Source organism: Agrobacterium sp. 22094, assembly GCF_052046015.1.
GTDB lineage: Bacteria > Pseudomonadota > Alphaproteobacteria > Rhizobiales > Rhizobiaceae > Agrobacterium > Agrobacterium cavarae.
The window spans coordinates 94,836-120,878 of sequence record NZ_JBQEPX010000005.1 but is presented as its reverse complement, the minus strand read 5'-3'; the positions used below and the strand labels follow the sequence as shown (position 1 = coordinate 120,878).

Below are 26,043 nucleotides of genomic sequence, written 5' to 3'. Positions count from 1 at the left end.
CCCTTAAAACAGATTGAGGCGGTTTTTTTCGTCCGCGGGGGCAGAGGGTTTCTTAACCCCCGGGTCATCCGGCAAACCGCCGAAGAAAGGAACGGCTTCGCCGCTTTTTTCGATCACTGTGGTTTTTGGCGCAGCGGCCTTGGGCGTCTGGGTCACCGGTGTCACGGGCTTCGCGGGTTCGGCAAGAGGGGCGCCCTCTGCTTTCTTCACGCCAGGGTCGTCCGGCGCGCCGCCGAAGAAGGGAACGACTTCCTCCGCTTTCGCCGAGGGCGTGACCTTTGTGGGTTCACCCGATTGGACCTTGGGTTTCGGCGTTTCTACCACGGGATGAACCGTGGTCTTCGTCTCGACCTTGGGCTCAACCTTCGTCTCGACGTGTGGCTTCGGCTCGGTTTTCACCGGCTCTGGCTTTACTGGAACCGGGATTTCGATGATGCGCTCACGAATTTCCGGCTGCGCCACGTCGGGAAGAGAGGCGAGTGCGCTATCGACACTCACATCTTCCACCGGGCCCTCCAGTTGGCCGAAGGGCGCCTTCCATTCGAAGGCATCGAGACGGCCGGAGACCGGCGAGACCGGATGCCATTTTTCCGAAACGATGCCGTCTGCCACCCAGGCCGGGTCGCGCGGCGCGCGCAGCGCCTGCGCCATCCAGTGACGCACACGGCCCTGGTCGCCGGTCTCGGCCTCTTCAATATCAGCCAGCAGCAGGAAGACGCTTTCGCGCGGGGCGATACGGGCGGCGGCTTGTGCCTTGGCTCTCGCCTTGTCGAAATCCTGCGCGGCCAATGCCGCCTGTGCCACGGCAAAGAGCGATTCGATATTGTTGGGCTTCAGGCTCTCCAGCCGCTCGGCGCGCTTCAGCCTGTCGATGGCCGTATCGCCGCTGCGGGCGCGAACATAAAGCTCGGCGATCTGTGGATGCGGCTCAGCCTTCCAGACGGGTTCCAGAATGGCGGCCGCCTTGCGCAGATTGTCTTCGCGGAGATAGGACTTGGCGGCAACGAGCGCTGCCGGAACGAGCGCCTTCGACAGTTTCAGCGCAGCTTTTGCGTCGTCGCGCGCACCCTTTGGGTCGATCTCGAACTTCTCTTCCGCCTTCGCGGTCAGAAGCACGGCCTTCAGACGCTCGGCCTCGCCGCGCTCGATGACGTGGGCGGCCTTCTGCTGGTCGAGCAGGCGGATCGCATCGTCCCACTCGCCACTGCGGCATTTGCTTTCCAGCGTCGCTTGCGCAGCCCAGGGCAGATAGGGTGCGTTTTTCGCCGCATCCTCGGCATATTGCAACGCTGCCTCATGCGCACCTTGGCGGCGGGCCTCGATATAGAGGCCGCGAAGACCAAGTTCACGCGTCTCCGGGTCATTTGCCATTGCCTCGAACTTGCGGCGCGCGGCGTCATACTTGCCCTCGATGAGATCGGCCTGGGCTTCCAGCAGATGGATCAGGGGCTCCTGATCGGCGCTGAGCAGACCTTGTGTTCTCGCCGTCATCTTGCGGGCCAGTAGGGCATTGCCGGCGCCGGCAGCGATCAGGCCGGTCGACAGTGCCTGATAGCCGCGGTCCCGCTTGCGGGCGCGGAAGTAGCGGCGTGCGGCGTGTGGGGAGTTCCACAGGGTGCTGATCATCCACCACAAGATCATTATGGCTGCGATGAGGGCGGCAACCATGGAGGCCGCCACCATCATGCTCATCTGTATCAGCTGCCCCTGCCATTCCAGCGACAGAACGCCCGGACGATCCGCCAACCAGGCGAAGCCGACGGCGATGAGAAGGACGATGACGACGAAGCTAACGATTCTGGTCATGTCTTACCCCTGCTGGCCTGTGCTGCTGACGGCGCGGTTCAATGTGCTGTTGACGAGATCCTCGACCTGAATGCGTGCGTCCAGCGACTTCTTGTAATCGGCCGATGCCGTCTTGGCGGCTTCGGGAAGAGCATCCCATTCAAGGGCCGCACCCTTCAGGTCGCCATTCTGCAGCTTGTCTTCCATGCGGGCGATCTTGGCATCGTCGCCTTCGCCCTCTACATTGCCAACAGGGCGCACCTTGACCAGCGACATCGCGCTGTTGGCCAGCCGGTCGATAATCCCCTCATTCGGATCGGTCGGGCGAAGGGCCGCCAGCATCGCGTTGGCAACATCGGGGAAACGACGCACCAGTTCCGCGCGCGTCGGCACGCCGGTATTGGCAAAGGGGCGAAGCGACTGGATCGCCGGATCGTCCGGCGTGACCTTGGAGAGCGTGTCGAGTTCGGTGAGGAGCGGACCGCCACGATCGATCGCCGCCTTGAGTGCTGCCGAGGCAATGGCGCGCGCCACTTCGACATCGTCCCGAGGCTCGTTGATCTTGGTTTCTGCCGCGTCAAGCCGCTGTGTCAGCGACGCAATCTTCTGGTCTTCTGCGGCGCGCTCGGACTGCAAGGTCGAAACCGTGGTCTCAAGCTGCGAGATTTTCGCGCTGGCGTCGCCGCCGGATGCGGTGGAGCTTTCCAGCGCGGCAAGGCGCTGCTCGAGCGCAGACGTGTCGGCGGTCTGTCCTTTTGGTGCTTCGGCGATCTGCTGCTGCAGGCTGGCGACCTGAGACTTCAACGCGGCCAGTTCCGTCGACGAACCGCTATCGGTTGAACTGGACGGCAGGACGCCCGCATATTGCATGCTGCCTGCGGCCAGAAGCGCGATCAGGCCGCCGACAATGCCGGCGGCAATCAGGCCGGAATTGCCTTGCGGCTTTGCATCCCGCGATGTCGATGTGGTGGCTGCCGACGGCTTGCTGGCCGACGATGCGCTGGATGTGGATGACGTGGTCTGCGGCTTGAAGGGGTCGCTCTTTGGGGCGTCCTTCCCAAAGGTGCTCGATGTCGCTTTGGCGCTATCGGCAGCGCTGCTCGATGCAGCGGACGATGTGGTGGTGGAGGCTGCTGCCGCTGTGGCTTTCGGCGGCTCCTGCTTTACCGTCGCGTCCGTCTTCGCTGGGCCTTCGTCTTTGCCGGATGCGTCCCGCGGTTTTCCGACATTCGGCTCAGGCTCGATCGGCGATTTGGTTGGCTGATCCCAGATTGGCTTCGGGTTTTCGGCTTTTGTGCCGTCCGCTACGCTGGTCGATGGCGTGACGGGTTCGGGAGTGCTCGGTTCCGTCACCGGCTTTGCGTCACTTGATGCGCTTGTCGCCGTCGTATCCGCAGACGTGGATGGCTTGGTGGCGCTGACATCCGTCACGTCCTTGGCGTCCAGATCAATCGTGACCGGCTCGGTCTTGGATTTGGAGTGGCGTGGCGGCTTTCCGGATACCATGACAACCTCATTCTAGTCGTGTCTATTCCTCGGTCGCGGTGGCGACGTACCACCTTTCGGGAAGACGGGATCGCATGTCGCCACGCCCCAAACCTAGTCAGTGATGGTGGCAAAGGAAAGAGGCGAAAGGGAATTAGGTTCCAGCGCCCCTGTCCAGAAGCTGCAACATTGCGTGTTCGCTTGGCGTGGTGCTTGCACATGCGCGACTGCGATGCGGTGTCGGAACGACGTCCAGAACCTTTTCGCTGATGCAGATAAAGCGGCTGGTGTGCAGAAGGGGCGCCAGATCATGGGCCTGGACAAGGTCAAAGAAGATCCGCGCGGTCTCGCGGGAATAGAGGAGAACCGCATCCGGCGGAATGTCGAGCACGGCCCGCAAGGCTGCCCCTTCCCACGAGACAGGCTGCATCTCGTAAATCTCGGCGACATCCAGCGTGATCGCGCTTTGTGCGAGTGTGTTTTCGAAGCCGCCCTCGCGGGGCCGTCCGGCGAGATAGAGCACGTGCGCAGCAGGACTTTTCGCCGATGATACTTGCCCGTCCGGCGTCAGTGTCGTCTTCACCAGCTGGGCGAGTGCCTCGCCATCTCCCTCACCGGTAATCACGGTCTCAAAGCCGCACTCGCGTGCGGCCTGAGCGGTTGCCGCACCAACGGCGAAAAGCGGGCGGTCCAAGTGGCCGGATAGATCGATGCCGGATGACATCAGCGCGCGAATGGCTTCGGCGCTGGTGACGGCGAGAGCGTCTGGTTGGCGCGTCAGCGCCTCTCTTGCAGCTTCCGCCTTGTGCACCGCTTCGGTTAGCGGCAGCAGGATGGCTTCGTGGCCGCGCTCGCGCAACAGCGTCGCCGTCTTCTGCCCCGAACGCATCGGACGGGTCACGACGACGCGCATGGCTCAGGTCCAGCTTTCGAAGAAGCCGGGACCGGCGGCGTGCCGCACCTTTTCGCCAGCCTGGCGGCCGAGCGTTTCGGCATCGGCAAGCCTGCCGGACACCTCGACGGCATGTTCGGTCTGTCCATCGGGTGTCAGGATGACGCCGTGGAAGTGCAGGTCCTCCCCATGACAGGTTGCAAGGCCCCCAATCGGGGTTCTGCAGGAGCCATCGAGAGCCGCGAGGAAGGCGCGTTCGCACATCACCGCATCATAGGTCGGCCCATCATTGATGGCCGAGAGCAAATCCTGAATCCGGCTATCGCCGATGCGACATTCGATGCCGATGGCGCCTTGCGCGGGGGCAGGGGGAAATGCCTTCGGGTCCAGCAGTTCGGTTGGAACGTCGTCCTTGTTCAGCCGCTTCAGCCCGGCAAAGGCAAGCAGGGTGGCATCCGCCTGGCCTTCCGCCAGCTTGCGCAGTCTCGTATCGACCAGACCGCGGAAGATGATGACCTCAAGGTCCGGGCGCAGGCGACGGATGAGCGCCTGACGGCGAAGTGAGGCGGAGCCGACGATGGCGCCGTGCGGCAGTTCAAGGAGGCGAGGTGCCGTTCTGCCGATAAAGGCATCGCGCACGTCTTCGCGCGGCAGAAAGGCGCGCAGCTCCAGTCCGTCGGGTAGCCTGGTTGCCATATCCTTGGACGAGTGAACGGCAAAGTCGAGATCGCCGGAGAGCAATTGCGCTTCCAGCTCTTCGGTGAACAGGCCCTTGCCGCCGATTTCGGACAGGGGGCGGTCGGTCATGCGGTCGCCCTTGGTCGCGAGCGGCACGATTTCGAACATCTCCGGGGCCAGGTCATGGGCCGCCGCCAGCCGGTCGCGCGTTTCGAACGCCTGCGCCAGTGCCAGCGGGCTACCGCGTGTGCCTATTCGGAAAGGTTTTGTTTGCATCGGCATCTATCCGTTGTTACCGGAGGTGTTCGTACCTAAGTTTCAAAAGCACCGCAATCAACGAACCGGCTGATGACCCCCTTTCTTCGTATCCTCGGCATAGAGACCAGTTGTGACGAAACCGCTGCATCTGTGGTGGTTCGGCATGCTGATGGCCGTGGTGAGATCGTCTCTGACGTCGTTTTGTCGCAGCTGGAAGAACACAGTGCCTATGGTGGCGTGGTACCGGAAATTGCCGCCCGCGCCCATGTGGAAGCCCTCGATACGCTGATCGAGGAAGCGCTCGCCAAGGCGGGCGTGAGGCTGGAGCAAGTGGACGCGATTGCCGCCACCTCTGGGCCTGGTCTCATCGGCGGCTTGATCGTCGGGTTGATGACCGGCAAGGCAATTGCGAAGGCTGCGGGCAAGCCGCTTTATGCCATCAACCATCTGGAAGGCCATGCATTAACGGCGCGGCTGACGGACGGGCTTTCCTTTCCCTATCTGATGCTGCTCGTGTCCGGCGGTCATACGCAGCTCATCCTGGTTCGCGGTGTCGGCCAATATGAGCGCTGGGGTACGACCATCGACGATGCACTCGGCGAAGCCTTCGACAAGACGGCCAAGCTGCTTGGCCTGCCCTATCCCGGCGGACCGGCGGTCGAGAAAGCGGCGAAGACTGGCAATCCCGATCGCTTCCCCCTGCCGCGCCCGATGGTGGGCGAAGCAAGGCTCGATTTCTCCTTCTCCGGTTTGAAGACGGCCGTGCGGCAGGCAGCCACGGCCATCGCCCCACTGACAGATCAGGACATTGCCGATATCTGCGCCTCCTTCCAGAAGGCGGTATCGCGCACATTGCAGGACCGGATCGGGCGCGGGCTTCAGCGCTTTATTGAAACCTTCCCCTCCGTCGAGGGTGGACCGGCCCTCGTCGTTGCCGGTGGTGTCGCCGCCAATCAGGAGTTGCGCGGCACCTTGCAGGCGCTCTGCCACAAGCACCGCTTCCGCTTCATCGCGCCGCCGCTTGCGCTTTGCACCGATAATGCCGCGATGATCGCCTGGGCAGGGCTTGAGCGCATGGCGCAAGGCATGGAGCCGGATAGTCTCGACACGCAGCCGCGCTCGCGCTGGCCGCTCGATGCGGATGCCAAGACACTGGTCGGCTTTGGCAAGCGCGGAGCCAAGGCATGAGCAAGCGCGAGACTATCGTCGTCATCGGGTCCGGTGCCTTCGGCACAGCGATTGCGGTGGTGATTGCGCTGGAGAATCGCCACGACGTCACGCTGCTTGGCCGCGATCCATCGCTGATGGCCGACCTGCAGGCCGATGGCGTGCATGATGCGGCCCTGCCAGGTATCGCGCTTCCCTATGCGCTGAAATATTCCGCCGAGCCCGAAGTGCTGCGCAATGCCGGTATCGTGCTGTTCGCCATGCCCTCGCAGGCGCAGGCGGATGCGGCGCGCCAATATGGTCCTTACCTGGCTAAGGATGCCGTGGTGATGACCTTGGCGAAGGGGATCGACCGCTCGTCCGGCTTGCTTCTTACACAAGTGCTGGAAGAGGAATTGCCGTCGCATCCTGTGGCCGTGCTTTCAGGGCCGGGCTTTGCTGCCGATATTGCCAAGGGGCTGCCGACAGCCATGGCGGTCGCAGCCAGCGATGCGGCACTTGCCGAGCACTTGGCGCAAACCATCTCCGGCCAGACCTTCCGGCTTTACGCCTCCACCGATCGCATTGGCGTGCAGCTTGGTGGCGCGCTGAAGAATGTGCTGGCGATAGCCGCCGGCATCGTCGAAGGGGCAGGACTGGGTGAATCGGCGCGCGCGGCGCTGATTGCGCGCGGGCTTGCGGAAATGTCGCGGCTTGTCGTTGCAGTCGGCGGGCAGGCGGATACGGTGCGCGGGCTTTCCGGTCTGGGCGATCTTGTCCTGACCGCCACCAGCCACCAGTCGCGCAATCTGCGTTTCGGCATATCGCTGGGGCATGGGGATGCACCCTCGGCCTTTCATGGCGGGCTTGTGGAGGGCGCCTACGCCGCCTCCGTTGCGTCCCGGCTTGCCGCCGACCACAAGATCGACATGCCCGTCACCGATGCCGTTGCGGCGATCATCGACGGGCGGCTGGACATTCGCACCGCCATGCGACAATTGATGACACGGCCCATCACCACTGAATAGGGACTGGGCGAAAGAGGAGAAGACAATGCTGTTTGCCTTTATCTGCAAGGACAAGCCCGGCCATCTGAATGTGCGCATGGACACCCGCCCCGCGCATCTGGAACATCTGAACAAGCTGAATGCCGAAGGCACGCTGAAGATCGCCGGTCCGTTTCTGGATGCGGATGGCAAGCCGAATGGCAGCCTGGTGATCGTCGAAGCGGCCGATATCGATGCCGCACGTGCCCTTGCCGATGCCGATCCCTATGCCAAGGCGGGTCTCTTCGAAAGCGTTGATGTGAAGCCCTACAATTGGGTCTTCAACAATCCGGCGGCGTAAGGGCAGACGACGAGATGGCGAATTACTGGCTTTTCAAATCCGAACCCGACACCTGGTCCTGGGAACAGCAGAAGGCCAAGGGCGAGGCTGGCGAGGAATGGACCGGCGTGCGCAATTATCAGGCGCGCAACAACATGCGGGCCATGAAGCTTGGCGACAAGGGCTTCTTCTATCACTCCAATGAGGGGCTGGAAGTCGTCGGCATCGTCGAGGTCTGCGAGTTGTCGAAGCCGGATTCCTCTGCCGAGGGGGATGCGCGCTGGGACTGCGTACACATCAAGGCGGTCCGCGATGTGCCAAAGCCCGTGACCTTGAAGGCGGTGAAGGCCAATCCCAAGCTTGCCGACATGTCGCTCGTCACCTCCATGCGGCTTTCCGTCCAGCCGGTGACGGAAGACGAATATCTGGAAGTCTGCCATATGGCAGGCGTCGACAAGCCACCGCGCTCGCCGGACTGATCCAGACCTTGAAGACCGCGCCAGACGCCTTCATCCGCGCCAATACGACCATCATGGCACCGCCGCATGTTCCAGAGCTTCGCCTCCATCTGGCAAGCGAAGCGCATGATCTGTGGTTGAAGACGGAAGAAGAGCTGGAAGAGATCGGCCTGCCGCCGCCCTTCTGGGCCTTTGCCTGGGCCGGCGGGCAGGGGCTGGCGCGCTATGTTCTCGATAATCCCGATATCGTGCGCGGCAAGCGGGTCGTCGATTTCGCCAGCGGCTCCGGGATGGTGGCGATTGCCGCGGCCCTTGCCGGTGCGGCACACGTGCTGGCGGTCGATATCGATCCCTGGGCAAAGAGTGCGGTTATGCTGAATGCTGTCGTCAACGGCGTCACGATCGACGTGATCTCAGATGATGTCATCGGCAAGGATCTCGACGCCGACGTGTTGCTTGCTGGTGATGTGTTTTACGACAAGGGATTTGCCGATGCGCTCATCCCATGGTTCTCCACCCTCACGTCCAGGGGCGTTGTCGTGCTGGTCGGTGATCCGGGCCGCGCCTATCTGCCCAAGACGAAGCTGACCGCCTGCGCCACCTATCAGGTGCCGGTGACGCGAGCGCTGGAGGATAGCGAAGTCAAGCAGACGACCGTCTGGCGTCTGTCCTGACTGCCAAAATGCCCTTACGGACGGATGACGCAGACACCTGCTTCATAATGGCAGCTGTCATTGAAGGTGCGCTGGTTCACGTGGATGATGCGCGGCTCTACTGTGCTTCGAAGATAATCATCCGGCAGATAGGCGCCGCCGCTTTGGGCGTAGAAGTAGTTGCCGTTGCCGGGAAACCGCGCCGCCGTCAGTCCGCCCGCATAGGTGCCGATGCCTCTGACATAGGACGGCAGACCATAGCCACCGACCACGGAGGGCTGTGAGTCGCTGTATCTCTGATAGGAGCGGTGGTCGCGATGATAGTCGTTCGCCGTCGCCAAGGAGGGGGAACCAATGGCGATCAGAAGGGTTGGAATGATCCAGGATGCCTGCTTGAACATGATCTTCTCCATCCAGTTTTTAAGCTCTCCGTTCGATCGGAAAGGCTGCTTTTATTTTACGTTTACGTAAATTAAATCGAATGCTGACGTTTGGAAACGCTCGATATTTTATTTTCGATCCCGAGAATCACGCAGAATTTTTTAGACCACAATCGATTAAATTCAAAACGGTTGCCGATTGTACTTGTCGTGATGCTCTCCTGCGATTAAAGGTCGCGCTTGGTGCAATGCACATTCTTTCGTCATGTGCGTTGTTTGGGGGCGCCCGGCTATCATCGGCGCCAGGAAACGCCGTGAGGTTCATATGGCGAACACGACAAACAATCGGCCTTTGTCGCCGCATCTTCAAATCTACAAGCCAATTCCGACAATGGTTGCGTCGATTGTACACCGTATCACCGGTGGCGCACTCTATTTCGGCACGCTTCTCGTTGCCTGGTGGCTGATTGCGACCGCCTCCGGCGTCGACGCTTATGCCTGGGTACAATGGGCCATGAGTTCGCTGATCGGCAAGCTTGTCCTCATCGGCTATACCTGGGCGCTGGTCCACCACATGCTGGGCGGTCTTCGCCACTTCATGTGGGACCTGGGCCATGGCTTCGACAAGCATTTCACCACCAAGCTCGCCAAGGCGTCCTTCGTCGCGTCGATCTGTCTGACCGCGCTGATCTGGGTTGTCGCCCTGATCGTGCGCTGAGGAGATAACATCATGGATATGCGCACCCCTCTCGGCAAGGTTCGCGGTCTCGGTTCGGCCAAGGAAGGCACCGAGCATTTCTGGCGCCAGCGCGTGACGGCCGTTGCCAACGTGCCGCTTTTGATCTTCTTCGTCGGTTTCCTGGTCATGTATGGCGGCGCACCCTATGAGGTCGTCGTTTCGGCTCTGTCGAACCCGCTCGTTGCGGTGACCATGGGCCTCGTCGTCATTTCCGGCCTCATCCACATGAAGCTCGGCATGCAGGTCATCATCGAGGACTATGTGCATGCGGAAGTTCCGAAGCTGGTTCTTCTGATGCTGAACACCTTCTTCGCGGTGGCCGTCGGCGGTCTCTGTCTCTTCGCCGTTCTGAAAATCGCATTCGCAGGATAATCCGTCATGGCACCGAACAGTTCACCCTCCCAGAACGGCAAGGCCTATACTTACGTCGATCACTCCTATGACGTCATCGTCGTGGGTGCCGGCGGCGCTGGTCTGCGCGCCACGCTTGGCATGGCCGAGCAGGGCTTCAAGACCGCCTGCATCACCAAGGTTTTCCCGACCCGTTCGCACACCGTTGCCGCCCAGGGCGGTATTGCCGCCTCGCTCGTCAACATGACGCCCGACTGTTGGCAGTGGCACCTCTACGACACCGTCAAGGGTTCCGACTGGCTCGGCGACGTGGATGCCATGCAGTATCTCGCCATGGAAGCGCCAAAGGCGGTCTATGAGCTCGAGCATTACGGCGTGCCCTTCTCGCGTAACGCCGAAGGCAAGATCTACCAGCGCCCGTTTGGCGGTCACATGCAGAATTACGGCGAAGGCCCGCCGGTACAGCGCACCTGCGCTGCCGCCGACCGTACCGGCCATGCCATTCTGCACACGCTCTACGGCCAGTCGCTGCGCAACAATGCGGAATTCTTCATCGAGTATTTCGCGCTCGACCTGATCATGTCGGATGACGGCCGCTGCACCGGCGTCGTTGCCTGGAACCTCGACGACGGCACCATTCACCGTTTCTCCGCCAAGATGGTCGTTCTGGCGACCGGCGGCTACGGTCGCGCCTATTTCTCCGCAACCTCCGCGCATACCTGCACGGGCGATGGCGGCGGCATGATTGCGCGCGCCGGCCTTCCGCTTCAGGATATGGAATTCGTTCAGTTCCACCCGACCGGCATTTACGGCGCGGGCTGCCTGATCACCGAAGGCGCGCGCGGCGAAGGCGGCTATCTGGTCAACTCTGAGGGCGAGCGCTTCATGGAGCGTTATGCTCCGTCTGCCAAGGACCTGGCATCGCGCGACGTCGTGTCGCGCTGCATGACCATGGAAATCCGCGAAGGCCGTGGCGTTGGCAAGAACAAGGACCACATCTTCCTCCACCTCGATCACCTTGATCCGGCGGTTCTGCATGAGCGTCTTCCGGGCATTTCCGAAAGCGCCAAGATCTTCGCTGGCGTGGACGTGACGCGCGAACCGATCCCGGTTCTGCCGACGGTTCACTACAATATGGGCGGCATTCCGACCAACTATTGGGGCGAAGTGCTGAACGCCGACAGCGAAAACCCCGGTCGCATCGCACCCGGCCTGATGGCTGTGGGCGAAGCGGGCTGCGCCTCGGTTCACGGTGCAAACCGTCTTGGCTCCAACTCGCTGATCGACCTCGTGGTCTTCGGTCGTGCGGCCGCCATTCGCGCCGCTCAGGTCATCAACCGCGAGGAGCCGGTACCGGCGCTCAACATTGCTGCCTGCGACAAGATCATGGATCGCTTCGATCGCCTGCGCAACGCCAGCGGCAGCACGCCGACGGCCGTGCTTCGCGACAAGATGCAGCGCGCCATGCAGGAAGACGCCGCCGTGTTCCGCACCCAGGAATCGCTTGCCAATGGGTGCGAGCGTCTCTCCGCCATCTGGAAGGAACTTCCCGATGTGAAGGTGACCGACCGCTCGATGGTGTGGAACTCCGATCTGGTGGAAACGCTGGAACTGGAAAACCTGATGGCCAACGCCATCACCACGGTCTACGGCGCGGAAGCCCGCAAGGAAAGCCGCGGCTCGCATGCGCGCGAGGACTATACCGATGGTCCGTTCGCCGGCCGCGACGACGTCAACTGGCGCAAGCATACGCTGGCCTGGGTCAGCGAAGCGGGCGACGTGAAGCTCGACTACCGTCCGGTTCACACCGAACTCATCGCCGATGGCATCGATCCCAAAAAGATCGAGCCAAAAGCACGCGTCTATTGATTTGAGAGGTATTGGACATGGTTGAACTTGCTCTCCCCAAAAACTCTCAGATGACCGAAGGCAAGGTCTGGCCGAAGCCGGCAGGCGCGAAGAATATTCGTGAATACCGGATCTATCGCTGGAACCCTGACGACGGCCAGAACCCGCGCATCGATACCTATTACATCGATATCGATGATTGCGGCCCGATGGTTCTCGATGCGCTTTTGTACATCAAGAACAAGATCGATCCGACGCTCACACTTCGCCGTTCCTGTCGTGAAGGCATTTGCGGTTCCTGCGCGATGAACATCGACGGCACGAATACGCTTGCCTGCACCAAGGGCATGGAAGAGATCAACGGCACGGTAAAGGTCTATCCTCTGCCGCATATGCCGGTGGTCAAGGACTTGGTGCCGGATCTGTCGAACTTCTACGCACAGCACCGGTCGATCGAGCCCTGGCTGAAGACGGTGTCTCCACCGCCTGCGAAGGAATGGAAGCAGAGCCACGAAGACCGCCAGAAGCTGGATGGTCTTTACGAGTGCATTCTGTGCGCCTGCTGCTCCACATCCTGTCCCAGCTACTGGTGGAATGGCGACCGTTATCTCGGTCCAGCCGTTTTGCTGCAGGCCTATCGCTGGCTGATCGACAGCCGCGACGAAGCAACCGGCGAGCGTCTCGACAATCTCGAAGACCCTTTCCGTCTGTATCGCTGCCACACGATCATGAACTGCGCGCAAGCCTGCCCCAAGGGTCTGAACCCTGCCAAGGCGATTGCCGAGATCAAGAAGATGATGGTCGAGCGTCGCGTTTGATGATTGTTTGAGCGCTCACAAGATTGACAAGCCGCGGCCACAGGTCGCGGCTTCTTTGTTGCGAAGCGGCGAAGAATTTTCCTAAAATGCCGTCGAAATGGCAATTATCGTTGCCGCGTCTTGCCTTAGCTAAGGCTTTGGTAATAATTCAGCCGCTTTGTGTAACCATGAATTTTCCGAAGCGACGAGAATCGGGAGCTTGAGATGCAAGTTAGATATGTGGTGACGGGCCTTGCGGTCGTTATCGGCCTCGCCGGTTGCCAGCGTACCTCTTACGATTATAGCAGCAATTCGAATGCGGGTCCCGGCTACACGCCGCCGCTTCAGGCGCAGCCTGTTCCATCGGTCCAGTCCGGCGCGCTGCCTCCTCCCGGTGGTTCTTCCCAGTTCCCGACGGCTCCGACGGCAACGCCGCCCGGCAGCGCCACTGTCGCAGCGGGTGCGCCGACGACGGCTCTGGATGTGACCAAGGAATCGATGGTCGGCAACTGGCGTGTGTCCAATGGCGGTGCCAATTGCGATATGTTCCTGACGCTCACCAATCTCGGCAGCGGCTCGCGCGGCGGTACGCGCGGTTGCACCGGCGACCTGACAGCCATGGGCTCCTGGGAAGTCTCGGGCAAGATGGTCCAGTTCAAGAACCGTCAGGGCGATACGATCGGTCGCGTCTACAAGACCTCTGATGCCCGTTACGACGGTACGACCAATAACGGCCAGCCTCTGAGCCTCAGCCGATAACAGATCGACGGGAAGCGCGCGTCTGCTTCAAGCGACGTGCGCTTCGCGCGCGGGGTCTTTCTCCATGCAGCGAGTACCGGACTACAACCATAGTGTCGTTGAGCAACTCAACGCATTGACGGCGTCCGGCGAGTTGAAGGCCGATGCCGCCCAACTCGGCGTTGCGGCCCATCTCGACAGAATCCTCTCCGACCTGAAGCTGCGCAAGCCCGCGAAGAAGAAGAGCGCGCTTGGCTGGATGTTTGCCCGCAAGGCCGCCGCCTCGCCGTCCGTCAAGGGGCTCTATGTCCATGGCAGCGTCGGGCGCGGCAAGACGATGCTGATGGACATGTTCTTTCAGATGGCGCCGGTGGAGAAGAAGCGCCGCTGCCATTTCCATGAATTCATGGCCGATGTGCATAATCGCGTCCACGCCCACCGGCAGAAGCTGAAGAACGGCGAGACCAAGCAGGCCGATCCCATTCCGCCGGTCGCCGCGCAATTGCTTGCCGAAGCCGAACTGCTCTGCTTCGACGAATTCACCGTCACGGATATTGCCGACGCGATGATCCTTGCGCGGCTCTTCACCGAGCTATTCGCCAATGGCTGTACGCTGGTCACCACCTCCAATGTCGTCCCGGACAATCTCTACAAGGACGGCCTCAATCGTGGTCTCTTCCTGCCGTTCATCGATCTCCTCAAGCAGAATGTCGACGTCGTTTCGCTCGATAGCCCGATCGATTACCGCATGGAGAAGGTCAAAAGCCTGCCCGTCTATGTGACGCCGCTCGATGGCGCTGCCGATCAGGCGATGGACATGGCCTGGCATCATCTGACTGCAGGTCAGGTCGTTGCCCCGGTGGAGATCGAGATGAAGGGTCGTTCCGTCCTCGTGCCGCGCGCAGCGGGACGGGTGGCGCGCTTCACCTTCCGCGATCTTTGCGAGAAGCCGCTCGGCGCGTCCGACTTTCTGGCCATTGCCGATCGGTTCGATACCGTCTTTATCGATCATATTCCGCTGCTGAGCGCGGACCGCCGCAATGAGACCAAGCGTTTCATCATCCTGATCGACGCGCTTTACGATCACACCGTTCGGCTTTTCGCCTCCGCCGCCGCCATGCCGGAGGACCTTTTAGGCACCAGAAAGGGCACGGAAGGTTTCGAGTTCGATCGCACGGCATCGCGTCTATTTGAGATGCGCAGCGCCGACTATCTCGCACTGCACAACGAAAAGCGTCATGCAGCGTGACGCTTTAATGACATAATATATTACGTTTACGTAAGAATTTTATCATCTAAACGATTGAAAAACCTTGCTCTGAAAGAATCGGTTGCCATTTTTGGCCAATGCGTCTAAGCCGAGTGCGACAATTTCAGCCGCAGTCCGTCTGCGGAAAATTGAGTTGAAGCTTAAGAGGAAGCATTCGATGTCTCGCAAAAAGATTGCACTTATTGGTTCTGGCATGATCGGCGGCACGCTGGCGCATCTCGCCAGCCTGAAGGAATTGGGCGATATCGTCCTCTTCGATATTGCTGACGGTATTCCGCAGGGCAAAGGTCTGGATATTGCCCAGTCCGGCCCGGTCGAAGGCTTCAACGCAAAGCTCACCGGCGCGTCCGACTACGCTGCCATCGAAGGTGCAGACGTCTGCATCGTCACCGCAGGCGTTGCCCGCAAGCCCGGCATGAGCCGCGACGATCTTCTCGGCATCAACCTCAAGGTCATGGAACAGGTTGGCGCGGGCATCAAGAAGTATGCTCCCAATGCTTTCGTGATCTGCATCACCAACCCGCTCGACGCCATGGTCTGGGCTCTGCAGAAGTTCTCCGGCCTGCCGAAGAACAAGGTCGTCGGCATGGCCGGCGTTCTCGACAGCGCCCGTTTCCGCCTCTTCCTCTCCGAAGAGTTCAACGTTTCGGTTGAAGACGTCACCGCCTTCGTTCTCGGTGGCCACGGCGACACGATGGTGCCGCTTGCCCGTTACTCCACCGTTGCCGGCATTCCGCTGACCGACCTCGTCAAGCTCGGTTGGGTCTCGGCTGAGCGTCTCGAGCAGATCATCCAGCGCACCCGTGACGGCGGCGCGGAAATCGTTGGTCTCCTGAAGACCGGTTCCGCCTACTACGCACCTGCCGCTTCCGCCATCGAGATGGCCGAATCCTACCTCAAGGACAAGAAGCGCGTTCTGCCTGCTGCCGCCTATCTGTCCGGCCAGTACGGCGTCAACGACATGTATGTCGGCGTGCCGACGGTGATTGGTGCGGGCGGTATCGAGCGCATCATCGAGATCGAACTCAACAAGGACGAGGAAGCAGCCTTCCAGAAGTCCGTCGGTGCCGTTGCCGGTCTTTGCGAAGCCTGCGTCAACATCGCTCCGTCGCTGAAGTAATTGCCTTTCAGGCTGTAAACAGGGAATAACCCATGAATATTCATGAATATCAGGCCAAGGCTCTTCTGAAGGGCTATGGTGCGCCGGTTGCCGAAGGGGTTGCCATCCTCAAGGTCGAAGAAGCAGAAGCTGCCGCCAAGCAGCTTCCCGGCCCGCTTTACGTGGTCAAGAGCCAGATCCACGCTGGTGGTCGCGGCAAGGGCAAGTTCAAGGAACTCGGTCCCGATGCCAAGGGCGGCGTTCGCCTGGCAAAGTCCATCGAGGAAGTCGTTTCCCACGCCAAGGACATGCTCGGCAACACGCTGGTCACCGCCCAGACGGGCGACGCTGGCAAGCAGGTCAACCGTCTCTACATCGAAGACGGCGCAGACATCGCTCGCGAACTCTATTGCTCGCTGCTCGTTGATCGCTCCGTCGGCAAGGTTGCCTTCGTCGTTTCGACCGAAGGCGGCATGGACATCGAAGCTGTCGCGCATGACACGCCTGAGAAGATCCACACGATTGCCATCGATCCGGAAGCCGGCGTGACGGCTGAAGACGTTGCCAAGATTTCCAGCGCGCTCGAGCTTGACGGCGTTGCTGCCGAAGACGCCAAGTCGCTCTTCCCGGTTCTCTACAAGGCGTTTGTCGACAAGGACATGGCGCTGCTCGAGATTAATCCGCTGATCGTCATGGAAAATGGCCATCTGCGCGTTCTCGACGCCAAGGTTTCCTTCGACGGCAACGCACTGTTCCGCCATGACGACATCAAGGCGCTGCGCGACGAGACCGAAGAAGACGCCAAGGAAATCGAAGCCTCCAAGTGGGACCTCGCTTACGTGGCGCTCGACGGCAACATCGGCTGCATGGTCAATGGCGCCGGTCTTGCCATGGCGACGATGGACATCATCAAGCTTTACGGCAAAGAGCCTGCAAACTTCTGCGACGTCGGCGGTGGCGCTGGCAAGGAGAAGGTCGCTGCAGCCTTCAAGATCATCACCGCAGACCCGAAGGTCGAGGGCATCCTCGTCAACATCTTCGGCGGCATCATGAAGTGCGACGTCATCGCTGAAGGCGTTATCGCCGCCGTGAAGGAAGTCGGTCTCAAGGTTCCGCTCGTCGTGCGCCTGGAAGGCACGAATGTCGAACTTGGCAAGAAGATCCTGAACGAATCCGGCCTCGCCATCACGGCTGCCGACGATCTGGACGATGCTGCCAAGAAGATCGTCGCCGCGGTCAACGGCTAATTTTTAAGGATCCTGATTAATGTCCATTCTCGTCAATAAAGACACAAAGATCCTCGTGCAGGGCCTGACCGGCAAGACCGGTACGTTCCACACCGAACAGGCTCTTGCCTATTACGGCACGCAGATGGTCGGCGGTATCCACCCCTCCAAGGGCGGCACCAACTGGACCGGCTCCAAGGGCGAAACCCTGCCGATCTTCGCAACCGTTGCCGAAGCCAAGGAAAAGACCGGTGCAGACGCATCCGTGATCTACGTTCCGCCGGCAGGCGCTGCCGACGCGATCATCGAAGCGATCGACGCCGAGATCCCGTTCATCACCTGCATCACCGAAGGTATTCCGGTTGCAGACATGGTTCGCGTCAAGGCTCGCCTCGACCGTTCCAGCTCGCGCCTGCTTGGCCCGAACTGCCCAGGTATCCTGACGCCGGAAGAATGCAAGATCGGCATCATGCCGGGCTCGATCTTCCGCAAGGGTTCGGTCGGTATCGTCTCGCGCTCCGGCACGCTGACCTATGAAGCCGTGTTCCAGACATCCAACGAAGGCCTCGGCCAGACGACGGCTGTCGGTATCGGCGGCGACCCGGTCAAGGGCACCGAGTTCATCGACGTGCTGGAAATGTTCCTCGCAGACGAAGCCACGACCTCGATCATTATGATCGGCGAAATCGGCGGCTCGGCTGAAGAAGATGCAGCCCAGTTCCTGATCGACGAAGCCAAGAAGGGCCGCAAGAAGCCGATGGCTGGCTTCATTGCCGGTCGTACCGCGCCGAAGGGCCGTACCATGGGCCACGCCGGTGCTGTCGTTTCCGGCGGCAAGGGCGACGCAGAATCGAAGATCGCTGCCATGGAAGCAGCGGGCATCAAGGTTTCGCCCTCTCCGGCACGCCTTGGCAAGACGCTGGTCGAAGTCCTCAAGGGCTGAGACTGACACAATCTGGCAGCGGGCAGGGGCTGGAAACGGCGGCCTGCCCGAAGCCGCATGAAGACGGACGCAAGAGCCTGATCACCATGGGTCGACCGGTTTTCGCGTCCGGTATGCAAGACCAAAGACTTTCGAGCATTTCGGCATTTCCTCTGAGACATGCGGCGATGCTCAAGCGGCAAGAATGCAAGCGACCGGTCGCGAATGACCATCAACGGGATTGAGGAGGCGGACCATCACGTCCGCGAGAAAACAATGGCAAGGCAAGAAGCCAACGAGCAGTTTCAGATCACGTCGTTTCTCGACGGCGCGAATGCGGCCTATATCGAGCAGCTCTATGCCCGGTACGAAGAGGACCCTTCCTCGGTATCGCCTGAGTGGCAGAGTTTCTTCAAGGGTCTGTCCGACAATCCCGACGATGTAAAGAAGGCCGCCAAGGGCGCCTCCTGGAAGCGCGCGAACTGGCCGATCCCGGCTGGCGGCGATCTGATTTCCGCACTCGACGGCAACTGGGCGACGGTCGAAAAGGCCATCGAAAAGAAGGTTCAGGCCAAGGCCGAAGCCAAGGGCGCCGAGACCGGCAAGCCCGTCAGCGAAGCCGAAGTGCTGCAGGCGACCCGTGATAGCGTTCGCGCCATCATGATGATCCGCGCCTACCGCATGCGCGGCCACCTGCATGCCAAGCTCGATCCGCTCGGCATTGCCAGCGCTGTCGAGGATTACAACGAGTTGTCGCCGAAGTCCTACGGCTTCGAAGAGAGCGACTACGACCGCAAGATTTTCATCGATAACGTGCTCGGCCTCGAATACGCGACCGTTCGCGAAATGATCGACATTCTGGAGCGCACCTACTGCTCCACCATGGGCGTCGAGTTCATGCACATGTCCAACCCGGATGAGAAGGGCTGGATCCAGGAACGCATCGAAGGTGCCGACAAGGGCGTTGCCTTCACCGCCGAAGGCAAGAAGGCGATCCTGTCGAAGCTCGTCGAAGCCGAAGGCTACGAACAGTTCCTCGACGTGCGCTTCAAGGGCACCAAGCGTTTCGGTCTGGATGGCGGTGAATCGCTGATCCCGGCGCTGGAACAGATCATCAAGCGTGGCGGTCAGGACGGTCTGGAAGAAGTTGTTCTCGGCATGGCGCACCGTGGCCGTCTGAACGTTCTGACCAACGTCATGGGCAAGCCGCATCGCGCCGTGTTCCACGAGTTCAAGGGTGGCTCCTTCAAACCTGACGACGTCGAAGGTTCGGGCGACGTGAAGTACCACCTCGGTGCCTCTTCCGACCGCGAGTTCGACGGCAACAAGGTTCACCTGTCGTTGACGGCAAACCCCTCGCACCTTGAAATCGTCAACCCGGTCGTCATGGGCAAGGCCCGCGCCAAGCAGGACCAGCTTGCCAAGATCTGGGATGGCGACACCATTCCGCTGTCCGAGCGCGCCAAGGTTCTTCCGCTGCTCCTGCATGGCGATGCCGCCTTTGCAGGTCAGGGCGTCGTTGCCGAAATTCTCGGACTGTCCGGTCTTCGCGGTCACCGCGTTGCCGGCACCATGCACTTCATCATCAACAACCAGATCGGCTTTACGACGAACCCGGCCTTCTCGCGCTCGTCGCCCTATCCGTCCGACGTTGCCAAGATGATCGAAGCGCCGATCTTCCACGTCAATGGCGACGATCCGGAAGCGGTGGTCTATGCGGCCAAGATCGCGACCGAATATCGCATGAAGTTCCACAAGCCTGTTGTCATCGACATGTTCTGCTACCGCCGCTTCGGCCATAACGAAGGCGATGAGCCAGCGTTCACGCAGCCGAAGATGTACAAGGTCATTCGTGGCCACAAGACCGTTGCCCGCATCTATGCCGACCGCCTCATCGCCGAAGGGCTGATGAACGAAGGCGAATTCGAAAAGATGAAGGCAGACTGGCGCGGCCATCTGGAGCAGGAATTCGAAGCCGGCCAGAGCTACAAGCCGAACAAGGCCGACTGGCTGGACGGTCAATGGTCGGGTCTGCGCGCTGCCGACAATGCCGATGAGCAGCGTCGTGGCAAGACCGGCGTGCCGATGAAGCAGCTGAAGGAAATCGGCAAGAAGCTGTCGACCATTCCGGAAGGCTTCACCGCGCACCGCACGATCCAGCGTTTCATGGAAAACCGCGCGCAGATGGTCGAGACCGGCGAAGGGATCGATTGGGCGATGGCCGAAGCCTTTGCCTTCGGTTCGCTTGCGGTCGATGGCCACAAGATCCGTCTTTCCGGTCAGGATTGCGAACGCGGTACCTTCTCGCAGCGTCACTCGGTTCTCTACGATCAGGAGACCGAAGAGCGTTACATCCCGCTGGCGAACCTGTCGCCGACCCAGGCCCGTTACGAAGTCATCAACTCGATGCTGTCGGAAGAAGCCGTTCTCGGTTTCGAATATGGTTACTCGCTGGCCCGTCCGAATGCGCTTACCCTCTGGGAAGCCCAGTTCGGCGACTTCGCCAACGGTGCTCAGGTGGTGTTCGACCAGTTCATCTCGTCTGGTGAACGCAAGTGGCTTCGCATGTCCGGCCTCGTCTGCCTTCTGCCGCATGGCTATGAAGGTCAGGGTCCGGAGCACTCCTCTGCGCGCCTGGAGCGTTTCCTCCAGCTTTGCGCCGAAGACAACATGCAGGTTGCCAACTGCACCACGCCTGCCAACTACTTCCACATTCTGCGCCGTCAGGTGAAGCGTGACTTCCGCAAGCCGCTGATCATGATGACGCCGAAGTCCCTGCTGCGCCACAAGCGCGCGACCTCGTCTCTGACGGAAATGGCGGGCGAATCCTCCTTCCACCGCCTGCTGTGGGACGATGCGGAAGTCATCAAGGACGGTCCGATCAAGCTGCAGAAGGATTCCAAGATCCGTCGCGTCGTGCTCTGCACCGGCAAGGTTTACTACGACCTTCTGGAAGAGCGCGAAAAGCGCGGCGTCGACGATGTCTACCTGCTGCGTATCGAACAGCTCTATCCGTTCCCGGCCAAGGCGCTCATCAACGAGTTGTCCCGCTTCCGCAATGCGGAGATGGTCTGGTGCCAGGAAGAGCCGAAGAACATGGGCGCGTGGTCCTTCATCGACCCGTATCTCGAATGGGTTCTGGCGCATATCGACGCCAAGTACCAGAAGGTCCGTTACACGGGCCGTCCGGCTGCCGCCTCTCCGGCGACCGGCCTGATGTCCAAGCATCTGGCGCAGCTTGCTGCGTTCCTCGAAGACGCATTGGGAGAGTAACCACTCTCCCGCTTCGACCCTCGCAACAAAGACACCTGAATAACGGAACGATAACATGGCCACTGAAATCCGCGTACCAACACTGGGTGAGTCCGTCAGCGAAGCAACTGTCGGCACCTGGTTCAAGAAAGTCGGCGATACCGTCAAGGCTGACGAGCCGCTGGTCGAACTGGAAACCGACAAGGTTACCGTCGAAGTCCCAGCCCCTGCTTCCGGCGTCCTGACTGAAATCGTCGCCCAGAATGGCGAAACCGTCGGTCTCGACGCGCTGCTCGGCCAGATCGCCGAAGGCGCTGCTGGCGCTGCCACCTCCGCGCCTGCACCGGCTGCGGCTCCTGCCGCTCCAGCTGCACCTGCGCCTGCCGCAGCACCGGCTGCTGCTGCCCCTGCCCCTGCCGCTTCCGGCTCTGTTCCGCCAGCTCCCGCTGCCGGCAAGCTCCTGTCCGAAAACAATCTGTCTGCCGATCAGGTCGATGGTTCTGGCAAGCGCGGCCAGGTTCTGAAGGGTGACGTTCTGGCAGCTGTCGCCAAGGGCGTCTCGGCTCCGGCCGCTGCTCCGGCACCGGTCGCCGCACCGCGTCCGGTTTCTGCAGAGCAGGATGCCGTTCGCGAAGAGCGCGTGAAGATGACGCGCCTCCGCCAAACGATCGCCCGTCGCCTCAAGGACGCCCAGAACACCGCTGCCATGCTGACCACCTATAACGAGGTGGACATGAAGGCGGTCATGGACCTGCGTAACCGTTACAAGGACGTGTTTGAGAAGAAGCACGGCGTGAAGCTCGGCTTCATGGGCTTCTTTACCAAGGCCGTGACCCACGCGCTGAAGGAACTGCCTGCGGTCAACGCTGAAATCGACGGCAACGACATCATCTACAAGAACTATTGTCACGTCGGCATGGCTGTCGGCACGGACAAGGGTCTTGTCGTTCCGGTCATCCGCGATGCAGACCAGCTCTCCATCGCCGGCGTCGAAAAGGAACTCGGTCGTCTTGCCAAGGCAGCCCGCGATGGCTCGCTCGGCATGGCCGACATGCAGGGCGGTACCTTCACCATCACCAATGGTGGCGTCTATGGTTCGCTGATGTCCTCGCCGATTCTCAACGCACCGCAGTCCGGTATCCTCGGCATGCACAAGATCCAGGAGCGTCCGGTCGCCATCGGCGGTCAGGTCGTCATCCGTCCGATGATGTATCTGGCACTCTCCTACGATCACCGCATTGTTGACGGCAAGGAAGCCGTGACCTTCCTCGTTCGCGTCAAGGAAAGCCTGGAAGATCCGGAACGTCTGGTTCTCGATCTCTAATCGACTTGCTTTTCGTTTCAGCGGGGTTTCAAGTGAAATCCCGCTGAATTCTCGTCAGGAGCGCCCTTCTTGGAACCGACTTTTCTCGCCGCGTCGCCCTTTCTGCCGCTCATTGGCTTGAGCGTTCTGATTCTCGTGGTGCATGTGACGTTGCAGGCGCTGATCGCGACCAAGGAGCTTGGGCGCGAGTGGAATGCCAGTGCTCGCGACGATGATCGCAAGCCCACGGGCAAGCTTGCAGGCCGCGCCGAACGGGCTTCGGCCAATTTCCGCGAGACCTATCCGGCTTTCATCGCTTTGGCCTTCGGCGTGATCATGGCGGGCGATCCGTCCGGCATTGCACTGATCGGTGCCTGGATCTGGCTGGTGTGCCGCGTCATCTACATTCCGCTTTATCTGATGGGCATCCCTTACGTGCGGTCGCTCGTCTGGGTAGGATCGATGATCGGCTTGCTGCTGATGTTCTTCGTGTTGATGTTCTGAGGGGCGGGTAAATCATGCACCAGTATGTCATTGAACTTGCATCCCTGATGGCAATCTTTGCCTTCGCCATCGTCTCTCCCGGTGCAGACCTTGCCATGGTGATGCGCCAAGCCATGGTGCATGGACGTCGCGAAGCCATCATCACCAGCTTCGGCATCGGCACATCCTTGATGTTCCACGTTACCTACACGATCCTCGGTCTTGGCCTGATCATCTCGCAGTCGATCTACCTCTTCAACATCGTCAAGTGGCTCGGCGTCGCCTACCTGATCTACATCGGCATCAAGGCCCTGCGCGCCGGCAAGATGGAGCTTCCGGAGGTTTCGGGCGAGACGACCACCCATAAGCGTCAGTCCGGCCTCAAATCCTTCACGCTCGGCTTTGCCGCCAATGCGCTGAACCCAAAGCCGGTCTTCTTCTTCCTGTCGATCTTCTCGACGGTGGTTCATGCCCACACGCCGGTCATGATCAAATTCGGCTACGGCATTGTCATGGCAAGCTGCCTGATTGCATGGTTCGTCGGCGTCAGCCTGTTCATGACGACGCCGCGCATGCGTGCGGCTTTTGCCCGCGCCAGCCAGTGGATCGACCGTACCAGCGGCGTGGTCTTCATTGCGCTTGGCATCAAGCTCGCAACCGAAAAAGCGGCCTGACATGCAGTTACGACACGGCAGGGCAGGCGCTGATGACTGAAGGTCCGGTTCTTCTCGTGACGGGTGGCAGCCGTGGTATTGGTGCGGCCACGGCGCGTCTTGCCGCCAAACGCGGATGGCGCGTGCTCGTCAATTACGCCACCAACGAGGCGGCGGCACAAAGCGTGGCCGATGATATTGTCCGCGATGGCGGCACTGCCCATATCGTGCAGGGCGACACGGGAACGGAAGCCGGCATCGCCTCGATCTTTGCCGCACTGGATAGTCGTTTCGGTCGCATCGACGGGCTGGTAAACAATGCCGGCGTCGTCGATCAGACGGCTCGCGTCGAGGAATTTTCGCGCGAGCGGCTCGACCGGATGTTTGCGATCAACGTCACCGGCAAGATCCGCTGCGCGTCCGAGGCGGTCAAGCGCATGTCCACCAAGCACGGTGGGCGGGGCGGATCGATCGTCAATATTTCATCGATGGCAGCCGTCCTGGGAAGTGGCGGCCAATATGTGGACTATGCCGCGTCCAAGGGCGCGGTAGATACGTTCACCATCGGCCTTTCTCGGGAAGTCGCAACTGAGGGCATTCGCGTCAACGCGATCCGCCCCGGCATCATCGATACCGACATCCATGCATCGGGTGGGCTGCCGAACCGCGCCACGGATCTGGCGCCCATCGTGCCCATGCAAAGACCCGGTACTGCTCAGGAGATCGCAGATGCGGTCCTCTACCTCCTTTCGCCCGAGGCGTCCTATGTGACGGGCGCTCTATTGAATGTGAGCGGCGGCAGATAGCTGCCCAACAATGAAGGAAATCCAATGGCTTATGATGTAGTTGTTATCGGTACCGGCCCCGGCGGTTATGTTTGCGCCGTCAAGGCTGCACAGCTCGGTCTCAAGGTCGCTGTGGTCGAAAAGCGCGCCACCTATGGCGGCACCTGCTTGAACGTTGGCTGCATTCCCTCCAAGGCTCTGCTGCATGCCTCTGAAATGTTTGCCCATGTTGCCCATGGCATGGATAGCCTCGGCATCGAAGTGGCGGCACCGACGCTGAACCTCGACAAGATGATGGGGCACAAGGACGGCGTGGTGAAGGCCAATGTCGATGGCGTGGCCTTCCTGTTCAAGAAGAACAAGATCGATGCGTTCCAGGGCACCGGCAAGGTCGTGTCCGCCGGTAAGGTCTCCGTCACCGCCGAAGACGGTTCCGTGCAGGAACTGGAAACAAAGAACATCGTGATTGCCACCGGTTCGGATGTCGCCGGCATTCCAGGCGTTCAGGTCGATCTCGACGAGCAGGTCATCGTCTCCTCCACCGGCGCAATCGCTCTTCCCAAGGTTCCGGAGAAGCTCATCGTTGTCGGCGGCGGTGTCATCGGTCTCGAACTCGGTTCCGTCTGGCAGCGCCTCGGCGCCAAGGTCACTGTCGTCGAATATCTCGACAACATTCTCGGCAGCATGGATGGCGAACTGTCCAAGCAGGCGCAGCGCCTGTTTGCCAAGCAGGGCATCGACTTCAAGCTCGGCGCCAAGGTGACGGCGGTCGAAAAGACCGGCGCTGGCGCCAAAGTCACGTTCGAGCCGGTCAAGGGCGGCGCAGCCGAAACGCTGGAAGCCGATGTGGTTCTGATCTCCACTGGCCGCAAGCCCTACACCGACGGTCTCGGTCTTGCTGAGTCTGGCGTCGTGCTCGACAGCCGCGGCCGCGTCGAAATCGACGGTCACTACAAGACCAATGTTGCCGGCATCTATGCCATCGGCGACGTGGTCAAGGGCCCGATGCTGGCGCACAAGGCGGAAGATGAAGGCGTGGCACTTGCCGAAATTCTCGCCGGTCAGCACGGTCACGTCAATTACGACGTCATTCCGGGCGTGGTCTATACCCAGCCGGAAGTCGCTTCCGTCGGCAAGACCGAAGAGGAACTGAAGGCCGCGGGCATCGGCTACAAGGTCGGCAAGTTCCCCTTCACCGCCAATGGCCGCGCGCGCGCCATGCAGGTGACGGACGGCTTCGTCAAGATCCTCGCCGACAAGGAAACCGACCGCGTTCTCGGCGGCCACATTCTCGGCTTCGGCGCTGGCGAACTGATTCAGGAAATCTCCGTGCTGATGGAATTCAGCGGCTCGTCGGAAGATCTGGGTCGCACCTGCCACGCTCACCCGACCATGTCGGAAGCGGTGAAGGAAGCGGCACTCGCAACCTTCTTCAAGCCGATCCACATGTAATCGCCGGACTCGGTCCCTCGGTTTTTTCAGGGGCCGAACATTACATTTTTGTAAGCTCAAAAGC

25 protein-coding genes are annotated in these 26,043 nt (G+C 60.7%); 20 read left to right on the top strand and 5 right to left on the bottom strand.

Features of this window, described 5'->3' with window-relative positions:
• Nucleotides 1-3 precede the first annotated feature (3 nt).
• The 4 genes from ACTJK5_RS19455 to hemC all read right to left on the bottom strand — a co-directional run bounded on the left by ACTJK5_RS19455 (nt 4) and on the right by hemC (nt 5,116).
• Complete coding sequence (locus ACTJK5_RS19455; protein WP_440613045.1) at nt 4-1,806, bottom strand: heme biosynthesis HemY N-terminal domain-containing protein; 1,803 nt, start codon at nt 1,804-1,806, stop codon at nt 4-6.
• Between the two features lie 3 nt (nt 1,807-1,809).
• Nucleotides 1,810-3,291 (bottom strand): COG4223 family protein, encoded by a 1,482-nt coding sequence (locus ACTJK5_RS19450; RefSeq protein WP_440613044.1) that lies wholly within the window; start codon nt 3,289-3,291, stop codon nt 1,810-1,812.
• 133 nt (nt 3,292-3,424) lie between these two features.
• Complete coding sequence (locus ACTJK5_RS19445; RefSeq protein WP_440613043.1) at nt 3,425-4,183, bottom strand: uroporphyrinogen-III synthase; 759 nt, start codon at nt 4,181-4,183, stop codon at nt 3,425-3,427.
• Between the two features lie 3 nt (nt 4,184-4,186).
• Nucleotides 4,187-5,116 (bottom strand): hydroxymethylbilane synthase, encoded by a 930-nt coding sequence (gene hemC / locus ACTJK5_RS19440; RefSeq protein WP_440613042.1) that lies wholly within the window; start codon nt 5,114-5,116, stop codon nt 4,187-4,189.
• A 72-nt stretch (nt 5,117-5,188) separates the two neighbouring features.
• On the opposite strand from hemC, the gene tsaD reads away from it, so the two are divergent.
• Genes tsaD through ACTJK5_RS19415 form a run of 5 tightly spaced genes read left to right on the top strand, consistent with a single transcriptional unit; the run spans nt 5,189 to nt 8,702 of the window.
• Entirely contained in the window at nt 5,189-6,286 is a 1,098-nt protein-coding gene (gene tsaD / locus ACTJK5_RS19435) for a tRNA (adenosine(37)-N6)-threonylcarbamoyltransferase complex transferase subunit TsaD (RefSeq protein WP_153312533.1), read from the top strand.
• A complete protein-coding gene (locus tag ACTJK5_RS19430) occupies nt 6,283-7,272 on the top strand; it encodes an NAD(P)H-dependent glycerol-3-phosphate dehydrogenase (protein ID WP_112954598.1) in 990 nt (329 codons plus the stop codon). The genes tsaD and ACTJK5_RS19430 overlap by 4 nt, the downstream gene beginning before the upstream one ends.
• 25 nt (nt 7,273-7,297) lie before the next feature.
• The gene (locus ACTJK5_RS19425) at nt 7,298-7,591 is read left to right on the top strand and encodes a YciI-like protein (protein WP_062424898.1); all 294 of its coding nucleotides are present in this window, start codon (nt 7,298-7,300) and stop codon (nt 7,589-7,591) included.
• A gap of 14 nt (nt 7,592-7,605) precedes the next feature.
• The gene (locus ACTJK5_RS19420) at nt 7,606-8,049 is read left to right on the top strand and encodes an EVE domain-containing protein (RefSeq protein WP_130976853.1); all 444 of its coding nucleotides are present in this window, start codon (nt 7,606-7,608) and stop codon (nt 8,047-8,049) included.
• Nucleotides 8,050-8,057: 8 nt separating this feature from the next.
• On the top strand, nt 8,058-8,702 hold the full coding sequence (locus tag ACTJK5_RS19415) for a class I SAM-dependent methyltransferase (RefSeq protein ID WP_440613041.1): 645 nt from the start codon (nt 8,058-8,060) through the stop codon (nt 8,700-8,702).
• A 14-nt stretch (nt 8,703-8,716) separates the two neighbouring features.
• Here ACTJK5_RS19415 and ACTJK5_RS19410 read toward each other — a convergent pair whose 3' ends face one another.
• Nucleotides 8,717-9,082, bottom strand: a complete 366-nt coding sequence (locus ACTJK5_RS19410; protein WP_440613040.1) for a hypothetical protein — start codon at nt 9,080-9,082, stop codon at nt 8,717-8,719.
• Between the two features lie 304 nt (nt 9,083-9,386).
• Here ACTJK5_RS19410 and sdhC point away from each other — a divergent pair, with 304 nt between their 5' ends.
• From sdhC to lpdA, 15 genes are all read left to right on the top strand, one after another.
• Nucleotides 9,387-9,779 carry a succinate dehydrogenase, cytochrome b556 subunit gene (gene sdhC, locus ACTJK5_RS19405; protein ID WP_062424894.1) on the top strand — a complete coding sequence of 131 codons (393 nt, stop codon included), beginning with the start codon at nt 9,387-9,389 and terminating at the stop codon, nt 9,777-9,779.
• Nucleotides 9,780-9,791: 12 nt separating this feature from the next.
• Nucleotides 9,792-10,172: a succinate dehydrogenase, hydrophobic membrane anchor protein gene (sdhD, locus tag ACTJK5_RS19400; protein ID WP_062424893.1), complete on the top strand. Its 381-nt coding sequence runs from the start codon at nt 9,792-9,794 to the stop codon at nt 10,170-10,172.
• Nucleotides 10,173-10,178: 6 nt separating this feature from the next.
• On the top strand, nt 10,179-12,020 hold the full coding sequence (sdhA, locus tag ACTJK5_RS19395) for a succinate dehydrogenase flavoprotein subunit (protein WP_062424892.1): 1,842 nt from the start codon (nt 10,179-10,181) through the stop codon (nt 12,018-12,020).
• A 17-nt stretch (nt 12,021-12,037) separates the two neighbouring features.
• Complete coding sequence (locus ACTJK5_RS19390) at nt 12,038-12,817, top strand: succinate dehydrogenase iron-sulfur subunit (protein ID WP_062424891.1); 780 nt, start codon at nt 12,038-12,040, stop codon at nt 12,815-12,817.
• Nucleotides 12,818-13,021: 204 nt separating this feature from the next.
• A complete protein-coding gene (locus ACTJK5_RS19385) occupies nt 13,022-13,555 on the top strand; it encodes a protease inhibitor Inh/omp19 family protein (RefSeq protein WP_062424890.1) in 534 nt (177 codons plus the stop codon).
• Between the two features lie 64 nt (nt 13,556-13,619).
• A complete protein-coding gene (gene zapE / locus ACTJK5_RS19380; protein WP_440613039.1) occupies nt 13,620-14,783 on the top strand; it encodes a cell division protein ZapE in 1,164 nt (387 codons plus the stop codon).
• Between the two features lie 178 nt (nt 14,784-14,961).
• Nucleotides 14,962-15,924, top strand: coding sequence for a malate dehydrogenase (gene mdh / locus ACTJK5_RS19375; protein WP_062424888.1), 963 nt, complete (start codon nt 14,962-14,964; stop codon nt 15,922-15,924).
• A gap of 32 nt (nt 15,925-15,956) precedes the next feature.
• Nucleotides 15,957-17,150 (top strand): ADP-forming succinate--CoA ligase subunit beta, encoded by a 1,194-nt coding sequence (sucC, locus tag ACTJK5_RS19370; protein WP_062424887.1) that lies wholly within the window; start codon nt 15,957-15,959, stop codon nt 17,148-17,150.
• A gap of 19 nt (nt 17,151-17,169) precedes the next feature.
• Nucleotides 17,170-18,072 (top strand): succinate--CoA ligase subunit alpha, encoded by a 903-nt coding sequence (gene sucD, locus ACTJK5_RS19365; RefSeq protein WP_062424886.1) that lies wholly within the window; start codon nt 17,170-17,172, stop codon nt 18,070-18,072.
• Between the two features lie 255 nt (nt 18,073-18,327).
• The gene (locus tag ACTJK5_RS19360) at nt 18,328-21,324 is read left to right on the top strand and encodes a 2-oxoglutarate dehydrogenase E1 component (protein WP_062424961.1); all 2,997 of its coding nucleotides are present in this window, start codon (nt 18,328-18,330) and stop codon (nt 21,322-21,324) included.
• Between the two features lie 55 nt (nt 21,325-21,379).
• A complete protein-coding gene (gene odhB / locus ACTJK5_RS19355; RefSeq protein ID WP_112519427.1) occupies nt 21,380-22,627 on the top strand; it encodes a 2-oxoglutarate dehydrogenase complex dihydrolipoyllysine-residue succinyltransferase in 1,248 nt (415 codons plus the stop codon).
• A 69-nt stretch (nt 22,628-22,696) separates the two neighbouring features.
• Entirely contained in the window at nt 22,697-23,110 is a 414-nt protein-coding gene (locus tag ACTJK5_RS19350; protein ID WP_113178130.1) for an MAPEG family protein, read from the top strand.
• A gap of 14 nt (nt 23,111-23,124) precedes the next feature.
• A complete protein-coding gene (locus ACTJK5_RS19345) occupies nt 23,125-23,763 on the top strand; it encodes a LysE family translocator (RefSeq protein WP_112954606.1) in 639 nt (212 codons plus the stop codon).
• Nucleotides 23,764-23,795: 32 nt separating this feature from the next.
• A complete protein-coding gene (locus ACTJK5_RS19340; protein WP_440613038.1) occupies nt 23,796-24,548 on the top strand; it encodes an SDR family oxidoreductase in 753 nt (250 codons plus the stop codon).
• 24 nt (nt 24,549-24,572) lie between these two features.
• Nucleotides 24,573-25,979 carry a dihydrolipoyl dehydrogenase gene (gene lpdA, locus ACTJK5_RS19335; protein WP_440613037.1) on the top strand — a complete coding sequence of 469 codons (1,407 nt, stop codon included), beginning with the start codon at nt 24,573-24,575 and terminating at the stop codon, nt 25,977-25,979.
• Nucleotides 25,980-26,043 lie beyond the last annotated feature (64 nt).

Bases quoted from the DNA above. Each gene is read 5' to 3' on its own strand.
- ACTJK5_RS19455 (WP_440613045.1), bottom strand. From the start codon at position 1,806: ATGACCAGAATCGTTAGCTTCGTCGTCATCGTCCTTCTCATCGCCGTC.
- ACTJK5_RS19450 (WP_440613044.1), bottom strand. From the start codon at position 3,291: ATGGTATCCGGAAAGCCGCCACGCCACTCCAAATCCAAGACCGAGCCG.
- ACTJK5_RS19445 (WP_440613043.1), bottom strand. From the start codon at position 4,183: ATGCGCGTCGTCGTGACCCGTCCGATGCGTTCGGGGCAGAAGACGGCG.
- hemC (WP_440613042.1), bottom strand. From the start codon at position 5,116: ATGCAAACAAAACCTTTCCGAATAGGCACACGCGGTAGCCCGCTGGCA.
- tsaD (WP_153312533.1), top strand. From the start codon at position 5,189: ATGACCCCCTTTCTTCGTATCCTCGGCATAGAGACCAGTTGTGACGAA.
- ACTJK5_RS19430 (WP_112954598.1), top strand. From the start codon at position 6,283: ATGAGCAAGCGCGAGACTATCGTCGTCATCGGGTCCGGTGCCTTCGGC.
- ACTJK5_RS19425 (WP_062424898.1), top strand. From the start codon at position 7,298: ATGCTGTTTGCCTTTATCTGCAAGGACAAGCCCGGCCATCTGAATGTG.
- ACTJK5_RS19420 (WP_130976853.1), top strand. From the start codon at position 7,606: ATGGCGAATTACTGGCTTTTCAAATCCGAACCCGACACCTGGTCCTGG.
- ACTJK5_RS19410 (WP_440613040.1), bottom strand. From the start codon at position 9,082: ATGTTCAAGCAGGCATCCTGGATCATTCCAACCCTTCTGATCGCCATT.
- sdhC (WP_062424894.1), top strand. From the start codon at position 9,387: ATGGCGAACACGACAAACAATCGGCCTTTGTCGCCGCATCTTCAAATC.
- sdhD (WP_062424893.1), top strand. From the start codon at position 9,792: ATGGATATGCGCACCCCTCTCGGCAAGGTTCGCGGTCTCGGTTCGGCC.
- sdhA (WP_062424892.1), top strand. From the start codon at position 10,179: ATGGCACCGAACAGTTCACCCTCCCAGAACGGCAAGGCCTATACTTAC.
- ACTJK5_RS19390 (WP_062424891.1), top strand. From the start codon at position 12,038: ATGGTTGAACTTGCTCTCCCCAAAAACTCTCAGATGACCGAAGGCAAG.
- ACTJK5_RS19385 (WP_062424890.1), top strand. From the start codon at position 13,022: ATGCAAGTTAGATATGTGGTGACGGGCCTTGCGGTCGTTATCGGCCTC.
- zapE (WP_440613039.1), top strand. From the start codon at position 13,620: ATGCAGCGAGTACCGGACTACAACCATAGTGTCGTTGAGCAACTCAAC.
- mdh (WP_062424888.1), top strand. From the start codon at position 14,962: ATGTCTCGCAAAAAGATTGCACTTATTGGTTCTGGCATGATCGGCGGC.
- sucC (WP_062424887.1), top strand. From the start codon at position 15,957: ATGAATATTCATGAATATCAGGCCAAGGCTCTTCTGAAGGGCTATGGT.
- sucD (WP_062424886.1), top strand. From the start codon at position 17,170: ATGTCCATTCTCGTCAATAAAGACACAAAGATCCTCGTGCAGGGCCTG.
- ACTJK5_RS19360 (WP_062424961.1), top strand. From the start codon at position 18,328: ATGGCAAGGCAAGAAGCCAACGAGCAGTTTCAGATCACGTCGTTTCTC.
- odhB (WP_112519427.1), top strand. From the start codon at position 21,380: ATGGCCACTGAAATCCGCGTACCAACACTGGGTGAGTCCGTCAGCGAA.
- ACTJK5_RS19345 (WP_112954606.1), top strand. From the start codon at position 23,125: ATGCACCAGTATGTCATTGAACTTGCATCCCTGATGGCAATCTTTGCC.
- ACTJK5_RS19340 (WP_440613038.1), top strand. From the start codon at position 23,796: ATGACTGAAGGTCCGGTTCTTCTCGTGACGGGTGGCAGCCGTGGTATT.
- lpdA (WP_440613037.1), top strand. From the start codon at position 24,573: ATGGCTTATGATGTAGTTGTTATCGGTACCGGCCCCGGCGGTTATGTT.